The organism is Streptomyces paludis, assembly GCF_003344965.1.
GTDB lineage: Bacteria > Actinomycetota > Actinomycetes > Streptomycetales > Streptomycetaceae > Streptomyces > Streptomyces paludis.
In genome coordinates this window covers 692,122-704,505 of sequence record NZ_CP031194.1, presented here as the reverse complement: position 1 = coordinate 704,505, position 12,384 = coordinate 692,122, and the positions used below count along the sequence as shown (strand labels likewise).

7 protein-coding genes and 1 pseudogene are annotated in these 12,384 nt (G+C 74.0%); 6 read left to right on the top strand and 2 right to left on the bottom strand.

The genetic code is table 11. From position 1 onward, the window contains the following. Positions 1–294: 294 nt before the first annotated feature. Together DVK44_RS02975 and DVK44_RS02970 are read left to right on the top strand one after the other, a co-directional pair. Positions 295–1,230, top strand: coding sequence for a hypothetical protein (locus DVK44_RS02975; RefSeq protein ID WP_114658188.1), 936 nt, complete (start codon positions 295–297; stop codon positions 1,228–1,230). A 68-nt stretch (positions 1,231–1,298) separates the two neighbouring features. Continuing rightward, the gene (locus tag DVK44_RS02970; protein ID WP_114658187.1) at positions 1,299–5,996 is read left to right on the top strand and encodes a hypothetical protein; all 4,698 of its coding nucleotides are present in this window, start codon (positions 1,299–1,301) and stop codon (positions 5,994–5,996) included. 190 nt (positions 5,997–6,186) lie between these two features. Here the strand turns inward: DVK44_RS02970 and DVK44_RS02965 are convergent. Next, a pseudogene (locus DVK44_RS02965) lies at positions 6,187–6,618 on the bottom strand (hypothetical protein); the annotation flags it as partial. A gap of 452 nt (positions 6,619–7,070) precedes the next feature. Here DVK44_RS02965 and DVK44_RS02960 point away from each other — a divergent pair. From DVK44_RS02960 to DVK44_RS02945, 4 genes are read left to right on the top strand one after another with little or no spacing between them, the layout of a single operon-like run. Then, the gene (locus DVK44_RS02960; RefSeq protein WP_114658185.1) at positions 7,071–9,878 is read left to right on the top strand and encodes a sensor histidine kinase; all 2,808 of its coding nucleotides are present in this window, start codon (positions 7,071–7,073) and stop codon (positions 9,876–9,878) included. After that, positions 9,875–10,318 carry a roadblock/LC7 domain-containing protein gene (locus DVK44_RS02955; RefSeq protein ID WP_114658184.1) on the top strand — a complete coding sequence of 148 codons (444 nt, stop codon included), beginning with the start codon at positions 9,875–9,877 and terminating at the stop codon, positions 10,316–10,318. The genes DVK44_RS02960 and DVK44_RS02955 overlap by 4 nt, the downstream gene beginning before the upstream one ends. 10 nt (positions 10,319–10,328) lie before the next feature. After that, on the top strand, positions 10,329–10,724 hold the full coding sequence (locus tag DVK44_RS02950; RefSeq protein WP_114658183.1) for a DUF742 domain-containing protein: 396 nt from the start codon (positions 10,329–10,331) through the stop codon (positions 10,722–10,724). After that, positions 10,705–11,310, top strand: a complete 606-nt coding sequence (locus tag DVK44_RS02945; RefSeq protein ID WP_114658182.1) for a GTP-binding protein — start codon at positions 10,705–10,707, stop codon at positions 11,308–11,310. The genes DVK44_RS02950 and DVK44_RS02945 overlap by 20 nt, the downstream gene beginning before the upstream one ends. A 242-nt stretch (positions 11,311–11,552) precedes the next feature. Here the strand turns inward: DVK44_RS02945 and DVK44_RS02940 are convergent, their stop codons facing one another. Next, positions 11,553–12,380, bottom strand: a complete 828-nt coding sequence (locus DVK44_RS02940; protein WP_114658181.1) for a M15 family metallopeptidase — start codon at positions 12,378–12,380, stop codon at positions 11,553–11,555. Between the last annotated feature and the right edge of the window lie 4 nt (positions 12,381–12,384).

The following is a 12,384-nucleotide window of genomic DNA, read 5'->3' as shown; positions in this document are numbered from 1 at the left end:
CCCACCCCAGCCCGGGACGTCTGGGCGTCGGCCGACCACGACCGGAGGGGGCCGGGGTCGCAGGAGGTGACGTCCCCGGATGTAGAGCGTGATTTGTGCCGCTGAACGCACCCGCAGTCGAAAAACTCTGCCGCGCGGCGGCGTAAATCATGCATCCGGGGATGCGCCTCCGGAGTGCCCCGGCCCCCGGCACGGGCCGCACCGGCCCGCGCCAGCCCCACGGCCCCCCAGCCGGGAGGCGCCCCCGCACCGCCCCGAACCACGCCCCCCAACCCCCAAGGAGCGCCGCACCCCGTGAGTGATCCGCAGGCAGCGTCCCCCGACGCCTGGGACGACCCCGGCGTCGTCGAGCACGCCGAGGCCGCCACACCAGCCGTACCCACGAACCCCGCCACCTCCGGTGGCCACGTCACACCCGCCGACGCCGCCGACGCCGCGCGCCTCGTGTCGTTCGGGCTTCAGCCCAAGCTGCTGCCCGCGCGCGACGCCGAGTACGCCGAGCTGCTGCGCCGCTACCGCGAGGACCCCGCCTTCGCGCGCGTCGCCGACGCCGTCGCCACCGGGTTCGGGCTGGTCGTGCTGGAGGTCTCCGCGCGCGCGGGCATGGCGGTGACAGCGGGCGAGGACTCCGTCTTCGCCGTACGGATGGGGGACTACGCGCGCCGCGCCGCGCCCGACTCCGCCGACCGTTTCCTGCACGGCCTCGCCCATCTCGCGGTCGCGGCGCTGGCGTTCCCCCGGCCCGAGGATCTCGCCGACGACGGTTACATCGGCCGGATCACGGTGAACGGGGTCGACGCGTTCGTCCGGCAGGCGTGCCGGCGGCTGGAGGAGCGCGCGGAGGCGGAGGGCGAGAACACCGACCCGTCGACGGACGCGCCGGGGCTGGAGGCCGCCTGGCGGACGTACGCGCGGCGCAGTGCGACGGGGGCGACCAAGGACGCCCGGCGGCTGGCGGGTTCGACCACGGGGATCATCGGGAAGGCCGTCGTGTTCCTGATGGACTCCGGCTTCCTCCAGCGGACCGGCGACGACGCGGGCGGCTCGTACCGTACGACCGCGCGCTACCAGCTCCAGGTGCGCGACCTGGCCGGGCACGCCGCCATGGCCGAGCTGCTGGAGCTGGGCGTCGTGCCCGTCGGCAGCGGCTCGGCGACCCTGCTGCCACCGCCCGACGGGGACGACCTGGATCTGGTCGCCGACGCCGGCCTGCCGTTCCACGCGGGCTGAGAACACCACCCCCCACCAGCACCACCGTCATCCCTTCCCCCACTCCTTCACGACGAGAGTCCGCCGAAATGTACGAGCTGTCCCGGGTCCGCCTCTACTCCATCGGTCCCGCCGGTGCGCGCTACGCCGACACCGTGCTCGATCTGCGGGGGGTGGGCGCGCCCGTGCCCCATCCCGCCCCGACCCAGGCGGAGTTCTTCGAGGAGGAACCGGTGGGGCCGCCGCGCCGGCCCGCCCCCGCCGGTGTGCTGTTCCTGGAGAACGGCGGCGGCAAGTCCGTTCTGCTCAAGCTGATCTTCTCGGTGATGCTGCCGGGCCACCGCAACACGCTGGGCGGCGCCAGCTCCGGTGTGCTGCGCAAGTTCCTGCTGGCGGACGACTGCGGCCATGTGGCGCTGGAGTGGCAGCACACGCTGACCGGGGAACTCGTCGTCGTCGGCAAGGCCAGCGAGTGGCGCGGCCGGCAGGTCTCCAACGACCCGCGCAAGTTCGCCGAGGGCTGGTACTCCTTCCGCCCCGGCCCCGGGCTGAGCCTGGACTCGCTGCCCGTCGCGGAGTCGACGAGTGTGCGCCCGCCGGTGGAGGGCGTCTCCGGCGCCCGGGGACGGCGCCGCACGATGAAGGGCTTCCGGGACGCCATCACCGAGGCCGGCAAGGTCTATCCGCATCTGGACATCCACTGGGAGGAGATCCACGACCGCTGGAACGAGCACCTCACCGAGCTGGGCCTCGACCCGGAACTCTTCCGCTACCAGCGGGAGATGAACGCGGACGAGGGCGAGGCGGCGGGGCTCTTCGCGGTCAAGAAGGACTCCGACTTCACGGATCTCCTGCTGCGCGCGGTGACCGACACCCGCGACACGGACGGGCTGGCCGACCTCGTCGGCGGCTTCGGCAACAAGCTGGGCCGCCGCGCCGAACTCACCGCGGAGCGCGACTTCACGGCCGGTTCCGTCGACCTCCTCGGCCGGATCGTGGAGGCCACCGCGACCCGCGCCAGGGCCCGCGATGTCCACGCGGGCGCCGAGCGCCGGGCCCGTACGCTCGTACGGCGGCTGACGGCCCGCTCCGGCGAGGAGCGGGGCCGCGCCGCCGACCTCGCGCAGCGGGTCACCGCCGCCGCGGGGACGGTGACCGACGCCGAGCGGGAGCGTGGCCGAGGGGCCCTGATCGCCGCCGAACTCGCCTACCGGCACGCCTCCCTCGCCCTCACCGCCGCCGAGAAGCGCGCCGCCGCCCAGCGGCGCGAGCTGACCGACGCCCGTACGCTCCACTCGGCCTGGCAGGCCGCCGAGAACGTGCTGCGCCACCGCGCCGCCGCCGACCGCTCCGCGCGCGTGGCCGTCGCCATCCGCGAGGCGGAGCGGGACGCCGCCCCGGCGCTGGCCGCGCGCGCGACCGCCGCCGCCGATCTCGTACGGGCCCTGCACGCGGCGGCGGAGGAGGGCGAGCGGCTCGCCAACGAGGAGGAGGAGCGCTCCGCCCTCCTCCACGAGACCGGCGAGGCCGCCCACCGCGACGCGACCTCCGCCGCCACCGACGCCCAGCGCGCCCGCAGCGAGGCCGGGCATCTGCGCCAGCGGCTCGCGGAGGTGGCGCAGGAGACCGCCGAGGCGGTCCGGGCCGGCTGGCTGGACGACACCGCGCCCGACGCCGACCCGGCGCGGGCCGCGCTCGCCGCGAGCGACGCCGAGAAGAGCGCCGTCGCGGCCTGGGACACGGCGCGCGAAGCCGCCCGTACGGCTGCCGAGCTGGCCAGGGAGACCGCCTCCGCCGAGTCCCGCGCCGAACTGGCCGCCGCCCGCGCCACCGACGCCGAGCGGGCCGCCGAGCAGGCGTACGAGGCGGAGCGGCGCGCCGCCGACTCGATCGCCGGCAACGAGCGCCTGGCCGAGCTGCTGAGCCTGCCCGCCCCAGCGGCTCCCGCCGGTTCGGTCCCCGGCCCGCGCGCCGGCGCCGGCCCGGACGCCCGGACGGACGCCCGTACGGACGCGCCCCCGGCGCGCGCGTCCCGGCGCCGGGCGGACGGCCCGCTGAGCGCCGAGGATCTCGACCGGTACGCCGACGAGCTGCGCGAGCTGCTCGACCGGAATGTCGCCGCCGCCGAGCGGCAGCTCTTCGAGCTGCGTACCGCCGCCGCCGACGACTCCCGGATCCTCGGCGCGCTCGGTGACGGCGGGCTGCTGCCGCCGGGCGCCGATGTGCTCGCCACGGTGGAGTTCCTCGGCGAGCACGGCATCCCCGCGCTGTCCGGCTGGCGCTATCTCGCCCAGTCCGTCGCCCCCGCCGACCACGCCGCCGTGCTGGCGGCCCGGCCCGAGCTGGTCGACGGTGTCGTGATCACCGACCCCGACTCGCACGCCCGCGCCCGCGAGGCCCTCGCCGGCGCCGCCCTGCTGCCGCGCTCCACGGTCGCGGTGGGCACCGCCGCCGCCCTGCTGGCGCCCGTACCGGCGGCCGGCACCGCTGACCACGACGTGTTCCTCGTACCGCCGAACCCCGCGATGCACGACGAACTCGCCGCCGACGAGGAGCGCCACGCGCTGCGCAGCCGGGCCGCCGCCCGCGACGAGGAGATCCGGGTCCTCGCCGCCCGGCTCACCGGCGACCGCTCGCTCGCCGCCCGCCTCGGCTCCTGGCGCGCCGACTGCCCGCCCGGCATGCTCGGCGAACTGGCGGGCGCCGCGGCGAGCGCCGCCGAGTCCGCCCGTACCGCCGCGGCGGTGCTCACCGAGGCCCGTACGGTACGGGCCGAGGCCGAGGAGGCCGCCGCCGAGACCGCCCGCGTCCGCGACGAACGGCAGGAGACCGCCCAGCGTGCCCGCCGCGCCGCCGACGTCCTGTCCGGCCTCGCCCACCGGCTGCGCGAGCGGGCGGGCTGGCAGGCCAAGCTCCGTGAACTGACCGACGACGCCGCCGAGTTCGAGGCCCGCGCCGCCGTCTGCCTGGAGCGCGCCCGCGCCGCCGACGAGGACCGCAGGGCCGCCCAGCGCGCCGGCGACGACGCCCGCCGCACCGCCCGCGCCCTGCGCGCGGAGCGCGCCGAGATCGCCGGCGCGCCGGAGACCCTCCCCGAGCCGGACCCGGCCGCGCCGCGAGCCGCGCTGCCCGCCCTGCGCGAGGCGTACCGCGCGGCCTCGCAGCTGTACGAGAAGGTCGGCGTCGGCGCCGACCTGCGCGCCGAACAGGCCCGCGCGGAGAGCGACGAGAGCGCCGCGCTGGCCGAGCTGGACCGGCTCACCAACAAGGTGCGTACCCGCGCTGCCCAGCTCCTCGAATCCACCGACGGCGCCGACGGCCCCTCCCGGCAGGCCGCCGCCGCCCGCGCCGAGGCGCTCGTCCAGATGCTGGAGTCCCGGGCCTCCACCGCCAGCGAGCAGCTGGGCCGCTTCCGCGGCGAGGCCGAGCGGCTCGCCCCCGAGGACGGCGAGGCGCACACCGAGCTGCCCGAGGAGCGGATCCCCGCCGACGCCGAGCAGGCGCAGGCCCTGCTCCGTACCGCGACCACCGAATTGGCCGTACGGACCGACGCGCTGGAGACGGCGCGCGCCGCCCACAGCGAGCTGCTGTACACCCACCGGGCCGCCGAGGACGCCGTCGGCGGCTTCGAGGAGACCGCCGCCCAGCTGCGCGACCTGCTGCGCGGCGCCGTGGCGGACGACACCGCCGACGAGGAGGCGGCCCGGGAGCCGGAGCCTTACCCGGGCACCCTGGAGGAGGCGCGGCAGTCCACGGCCGAGGCCCGCCGCTCCCTGCGCGGCTGCGCGTCCGACCTCAGCGCGGCGGAGGCCGCCGTACGGGAGGCGTGCGACGTACTCGTACGGCACGCCAACTCCACCCGGTACGAGCAGGTCCGCACCCCGGCCCGGCAGCAGATCCGCGAACTGCCCGCCGCCGCGCTGCCCGAGCACGCGGCGCCCTGGGCCCTGGCGTTCGCGCCCCGGCTGCGGGTCCTCACGGACGAGCTGGCACAGCTGGAGCGCAACCGCGAATCGATCGTCGACCGGCTGCGCGGGCTGGTCGAGTCCGCGCTGACGACGCTGCGCTCCGCACAGCGGCTCTCCCGGCTGCCCGAAGGACTGGGGGAGTGGTCCGGGCAGGAGTTCCTGCGGATCCGCTTCGAGGAGCCGGACCGGGCCACGCTGACCGAGCGGCTCGGCGAGGTCGTGGACGAGGCGACCCGCGCGGCCCTGAAGAGGAACTCCGACCTCCGCAGGGACGGCATGTCGCTGCTGCTGCGCGGGGTCGAGGCGGCGCTGCGCCCCAAGGGCATCGCCGTCGAGATCCTCAAGCCCGACGCCGTCCTGCGCGCCGAGCGTGTCCCGGTCGGGCAGATGGGCGACGTCTTCTCCGGCGGCCAGCTGCTCACCGCCGCGATCGCGCTCTACTGCACGATGGCGGCGCTGCGCAGCAACGACCGGGGCCGGGACAAGCACCGGCACGCCGGGACGCTCTTCCTCGACAACCCGATCGGCCGGGCCAACGCCACCTATCTGCTGGAACTCCAGCGCGCGGTCTCCGACGCGCTCGGGGTGCAGCTCCTCTACACGACGGGCCTCTTCGACACGACGGCGCTCGCCGAGTTCCCCCTCGTCATCCGGCTGCGCAACGACGCCGACCTGAGGGCGGGGCTGAAGTACATCAGCGTCGAGGAGCATCTGCGGCCCGGTCTGCCGCAGCAGGACCCGGACGGCGAGACCGTGCACGGCGAGATCACCGCGACACGGATGTTCAAACGGACGCCGGAGCCTGCCACGAGCCAGTGACCCCGGACTGCCCGCCCGCTCCCGCGCCCTCGATCCCTGAGCCCCCGGGAGCGGCAGAGACCCCGGGAGCGGCAGAGACCCCGGAGGCCGCAGAAGCCACAGAGGCCGCGGAAGCCGCAGAAGCCACAGACGCCCCGGAGGGCGCCCCGGGAGCCGCGTACGCCCCCGGGGCGCCGCCGCGTCCCGGCGTCCCGCCCTCGCGCCGTATCCGGGTCTCCCGGCGCGCCGCGGCGCGGTCCTCGCGCCGTGCCCTGCGCCGCTCGCGCCGCAGCCGGCGTGCCGTGCTGCTGGGTACGGAGACCACGCCATGGCGCTGGTTCCACACCTGGCGGGTCACCCACACGTCCAGCACGCCCCAGGTCGCCACCACGGTGGAGGCCACACTGCTCAGCACCATCGGGAAGGCCAGCCAGGATTCCGCGAGCGTACTGAGAAACGCGATCGTGGCCTGAATCAGTGTCACCGACGCGATGATCACCGCCCGTACCGCGGCCGTCCTGACCGGGTCCGGCATCCGGTAACGCGCCGCGGGCTCCTCGACCCAGAGCCCGCGGGAGACCCGCTCGAACCCGCCCGCTGCCCCGTTCCCCGCAGGGGCGCCCCGCCGTTCGTCCGTGTCCATGGACCGTCACTCCCCAACCACTGTCCGACTCAAGGGTGACTGCCCCGGTTCGATCCCTTCAACGCCGGCCACAGAAACGAAATAGAGCCGAATGTGATGGCCGAACCGCCCGCAGTGCCCTCAACTTCCCCCGCATCCCCGCACACAAGGACGAATGACCGCACGGAAAGATTCCCACAGAACCGAAGATCGAATGATTTCGGCCATCCCCGGTGACCGATACCGTACGTACTGCCCCATCTTCCGGCTCTCCGCGCCGGAAACCAACTGGTGGAAAACCCGGACAACACATGATCAAGTCGGCTGAGGGCGGCCGAAAAACATGCGGACGTGTCTTCGAGTTGCCGGTGTGACAGTAGTAGGCTCGCGCCGTTTGCTGACGGAGTATCCCCCGCACCGGGCGGGGTTCCACGCAACTCCCGCCCCGGGCGGGGTTCGACCAGGGGGAGGCCATGCGCTTTCGCGGGAAGTCCATCCGCCGGAAGATCGTGGCGCTGTTGCTCGTGCCGCTCATCGGACTCACGGTCCTCTGGGGTCTGGCCACCACGCTCGCCGGCTCCGAAGCCAAGCAGCTCATGGACGTCAGTAACGCCATCGAGCGGATCGGCCGCCCCATCGAGGAATCGATCAAGGGCCTCCAGAGCGAGCGCAGACAGACGCTGATCTATCTCGCCGACCCGCGCGCCGCGGACTCGCTCACCGAGCTGCGCAGCCGCCGCGGCGACACGGACCGCGCGCTCAACCGCGTCCGGCGCAACGCCGAATCGGACGTCCGGGACCGGATGGACGACATCACCTCCGACCGGCTGACCCACCTCATGGACTCCATGGAGGGCCTCGCGCTCATGCGCAGCTCCGTGGACGAGAGCACCGTCACCCGGGAAGGCGCGCTGGAGTTCTACAACCGGCTCGTCGACCCCAGCCACAACGTCCTCGCCTCCCTCTACGGCGCCGAGGACGTGGACGGCGACAACTGGGGCCGCGCGCTCATCGGTCTCGACCGCGCCAAGGAGATGCTCTCCCGCGAGGACGCGCTCGTCGCCTCCGCGCTGATCGCCGGCCGGATGACCGCGGAGGACGTACGCGGCACCTCCGACCTGGTCGCCAACCGCGTCCTGCTGTACGAGTCGAACCTCGCCGACCTGCCGCTCTCCGACCGCGCCACGCTGGAGCAGTACTGGCGCACCCCGGCCACCCTCGAACTCCGCGAGGCCGAGGACCGCCTGATCGCGGCGGGCGCCGCCGACAAGGTCAGGACGGTCACCGCCGAGAGCTGGCAGGCGATGACGGTCTCCGTCCTCGGCGACCTCACCAACGAGAGCGAACAGGCCGCCACGCTCTACCGCAAGCACATCGACCCCGTCCGCGAGAGCGTCTTCGTCCGCGTCGGTATCGCCGCCGCGCTGGGCCTGGTCACCGTCCTCCTCTCCCTCTTCATCTCCGTACGCGTCGGCCGCGACCTGATCAGGGACCTCTCCCAGCTCCGCAAGGAGGCCCACGAGGTCTCCGGCGTCCGCCTGCCGAGCGTCATGCGCCGCCTCGCCGCCGGTGAACCCGTCGACGTGGAGACCGAGGCGCCCCGTCTCGACTACGAGAAGGACGAGGTCGGCCAGGTCGGCCAGGCGCTCAACACGCTCCAGCGCGCCGCCGTCGAGGCCGCCGTCAAGCAGGCGGACCTGCGCCGCGGCGTCTCCGAGGTCTTCGTCAACCTCGCCCGCCGCAACCAGGTCCTGCTCCACCGCCAGCTCACGCTCCTCGACACCATGGAGCGCCGCACAGAGGACACCGAGGAGCTGGCCGACCTCTTCCGGCTCGACCACCTCACCACCCGTATGCGCCGGCACGCCGAGGGTCTCGTCATCCTCTCCGGCGCCGCGCCGTCGCGGCAGTGGCGCAAGCCGGTCCAGCTCATGGACGTGGTCCGCGCCGCCGTCGCCGAGGTCGAGGACTACGAGCGCATCGAGGTCCGCAGGCTCCCGAGGATCGGCGTGGGCGGACCGGCCGTCGCCGACCTCACCCACCTCATCGCCGAACTCATCGAGAACGCCACCGTGTTCTCACCCCCGCACACTGCCGTCCAGGTGCACGGCGAGCGGGTCGCCAACGGCTTCACGCTGGAGATCCACGACCGCGGCCTCGGCATGGCGCCCGAGCTGCTGCTCGACGCCAATCTGCGGCTCGCCGAGACCCCCGAGTTCGAGCTGTCCGACACCGACCGCCTCGGCCTCTTCGTGGTCAGCCGGCTCGCCCAGCGGCAGAACGTCCGCGTCTCGCTCCAGCCCTCCCCGTACGGCGGAACGACGGCCATCGTCTTCCTGCCCGTCGCCCTGCTCACCGACGCCCCCGAGACCGAGGGCACCGGCTTCCGGCTCGACCGCAAGAACGCCATCGAGCGCGAGCAGCGGGAGCGCGGCCGGAGCCGGCCGGAGAACGGCGGCGGCAGACGCACCGCACTGGCACAGGTCCCCACCGGACTGGGCACCGGCCCGTCCGTGCTCGACGGCCCGGTCGAGCTGGAACCCCCGGTCTCCGCCCTCGGTACCGAGAGCGGCCCGGGCCTCGGCGGAGGTGACGGCATCGGCGACATCGACGACACCGAGAGCGAGCGCGGCGGACTCTTCCGCGCCCGGGAACATCTGCGCGACACCGGCGGCCAGGAGCCGCACGAGGTCCGCACCTCCCGGGCCGGCCGCGACGACGTCCGCGAGCTGCGCGACGACAGCGCCCGCGAACTCCGCGACCGCCGCGACGGCCGCCCGGCCCCGGAGCCGCGCGTACGCCCCGCACCGGGCCGCGGCATCCCCGACGCCGGACCCGAGCACGACGGCGGCGACCCGGAGCTGCCCCGCCGCAAGCCCCCGACCCTCGTCGCGGACCGCGGCCGGCGCGTGGACGACCGGGCCCGCACCCGCCCCGACCGGGAACCCGCCGCCGGCACCCCCGGCCGCGCCGTCTCGGGCGTACCGACCCAGAACTCGCGCCGTGCGCCGTCCCATGACACCCCGTCGCTGCTCGACGGGCTGCCCCGCCGGGTCCGGCAGGCCAGCCTCGCCCCCCAGCTGCGGGACGTCACCCAGGACGGTGCCACGGACCCGGCGCCCGCCACGCCCTACGACAGCGAGCGGGACGCGGACGCGGTCCGCAACCGTATGGCCTCGCTCCAGCGGGGCTGGCAGCGCGGTCGCCGGCAGAACGATGCCGAGGACACCACCGGCTCCGGCGAGACACAAGGAACCACATCGGAGGGGGACGGTCGATGACCGCACCGCACGCATCACTACGCCATTCCACCGACCCCAACGCGGCCGGAGAGCTGAACTGGCTCCTCGACGAACTCGTCGAGCGGGTCGCCAGCATCCGCAAGGCGGTGGTCCTCTCCGGTGACGGACTCGCCACCGGTACGTCCAAGGACCTCACCCGCGAGGACGGCGAGCACCTGGCGGCCGTCGCCTCCGGATTCCACAGCCTCGCCAAGGGCGTGGGCCGCCACTTCGACGCCGGCCGGGTCCGCCAGACCGTGGTCGAGCTGGACGACGCCTTCCTGTTCGTCACCGCCGCGGGCGACGGCAGCTGCCTCGCCGTACTGTCCGACTCCGACTCCGACGTCGGACAGGTCGCCTACGAGATGACGCTGATGGTCAAGAGGGTCGGCGTGCATCTCGGCACGGCACCCCGGACCGGCCTGACCACCGGAGGGTGAGCGGGCGGACATGAGTGAATCTGATCAGGATCAGCAGCACTGGTTCGACGGCGAAGCCGGACCGGTCGTACGCCCGTACGCGATGACGCGCGGCCGCACCAGCAGCGCGACGCGCCACCGGCTCGACCTGATCGCGCTCGTCGTGTGCGAACCCGCCGCCGGCGACCCCGGCCGGGACCAGACGCTCTCCCCGGAACACGTGGAGATCGTCGACCGTTGCTACACGAGCCCCCAGTCGATCGCCGAACTCGCCGCGAGCCTGGACCTCCCCGTCGGGGTGGTCCGGGTCCTCGTCGGCGATCTCGTCGAGGATGAAATCGTCCACGTAACCCGTCCCGTTCCGCCGGCCGAGCTGCCGGACGTGAGCATTCTCCGCGAGGTGATCAATGGTCTTCGGGCGCTCTAGCCACAGGCCGCGTCCGGTCGATCCGGTAACGCTGAAGATCCTGGTAGCGGGCGGCTTCGGGGTGGGCAAGACCACTCTGGTGGGCGCGGTCAGCGAGATCAGGCCGCTGCGCACCGAGGAGATGCTCAGCGAGGCGGGCCGGCCGGTCGACGACGTCGACGGCGTGGAGAACAAGACGACCACCACGGTCGCCATGGACTTCGGCCGGATCACCCTCCGCGAGGACCTGGTGCTGTACGTCTTCGGCACCCCCGGCCAGGACCGGTTCTGGTTCCTCTGGGACGAGCTGGCCCAGGGCGCCCTGGGCGCCGTCGTGCTGGCCGACACCCGGCGGCTCGCGGACTCCTTCGCGGCGGTCGACTACTTCGAACGGCGTGGCATCCCGTTCACCGTCGCCGTCAACTGCTTCGAGGGCGCGGACCGCTTCCCGGGCGAGACCGTACGCGCGGCGCTCGACCTCGATCCCGAGGTCCCGCTGGTGATGTGCGACGCGCGCGACCGCGAGTCCGTCAAGGAAGTCCTCGTGTCGGTGGTCGAACACGCCATGACCCGCGCGGCCCGGGCCCGCGAACACGCGCCCACCTGACGGCCCGTCCGGTCGGCCGTATCTTCGGGCCGCCCGGACGCGCACCCGGCCGATGTCCCCCGTTCGGGATGTTTGTCGTGAACAAAGGCCCGTAATCGCCCGAGGGCGAAACCGGATCCGGGCCGGCCGCGTCCCATCGGGAGACGGCCGGCCGGAGCCCACGGGGGTGGTCCCGGCCGTCCGTCCCCTTCCGCGCCAGGGCCGCTCAAGGCGTACGGCACCGGTGTACGGCACGGTGTGCGTCAGCGGCCGAGCACCGCGTCCCACGCCACCGGGAAGTCGAAGTAGGTGTCCGGGAACGTCTCCGGCCGGTGCGTGAAGTGCCACCACTCCTCGGGCAGATTGGTGAACCCGACCGCGCCCAGCGCCGACCTGAGCAGCTCCCGGTTCGCCCGCTGCCGCCCGGTGATCCGCGGATCGTCCGTGTGCGCCAGCGTGTCGAAACAGTCGAAGCCCGTTCCCATGTCCACCGAGTTGTCGGGGAACCGCCCGGCCTTCGGCCCGTAACAGGGCGTCAGCCGCTCTCCCGGCCGGTACGGCCGCGTCGGCAGGGCGGGCAGCTTCACCAGCGTCAGATCCACCGTACTGCCGCGGCTGTGCCCGGACTTCTCCGCGATGTAACCGTCCTCGAACAGCCGTGACTTCTCCACCCGCGGATAGAACTCCGCCTTCATCCGCTCGTCCCCGAGATCCTCCGCCCACCGCACGAAGTGGTCGACGGCCCGCTGCGGCCGGTAGCAGTCGTACACCTTGAGCGAGTAGCCCCGCTTCAGCAGCCCCGACTGGGCCCGGCGCAGAGCCTCCGCCGTGGCGCGGGTGACGATGCAGACCGGCTGCCGGTAGCCGTCCACGGGCCTGCCCAGGAAGTTGTGCGGCGTCAGATAGCGCATCTCCTGGATGATCGTCGGCGCGACGGTGCGCAGCGCCACGAACTCCGCCGGGGCCGCCGGACGCGTCCGCGCCTGGGCGCCGGGCGCGGTGACGGCGGCGGTCACGGTGGCGGTGACGGCGAGCAGCAGGGCGGTGGCAGCGGCGGCCAGGGCGCGCGGCAGAAACCTCAATCTTGTCATGAGC

Coding starts and splice junctions, on each gene's coding strand:
- DVK44_RS02970 (WP_114658187.1), top strand. CDS start 1,299: ATGTACGAGCTGTCCCGGGTCCGCCTCTACTCCATCGGTCCCGCCGGT.
- DVK44_RS02960 (WP_114658185.1), top strand. CDS start 7,071: ATGCGCTTTCGCGGGAAGTCCATCCGCCGGAAGATCGTGGCGCTGTTG.
- DVK44_RS02955 (WP_114658184.1), top strand. CDS start 9,875: ATGACCGCACCGCACGCATCACTACGCCATTCCACCGACCCCAACGCG.
- DVK44_RS02950 (WP_114658183.1), top strand. CDS start 10,329: ATGAGTGAATCTGATCAGGATCAGCAGCACTGGTTCGACGGCGAAGCC.
- DVK44_RS02945 (WP_114658182.1), top strand. CDS start 10,705: ATGGTCTTCGGGCGCTCTAGCCACAGGCCGCGTCCGGTCGATCCGGTA.
- DVK44_RS02940 (WP_114658181.1), bottom strand. CDS start 12,380: ATGACAAGATTGAGGTTTCTGCCGCGCGCCCTGGCCGCCGCTGCCACC.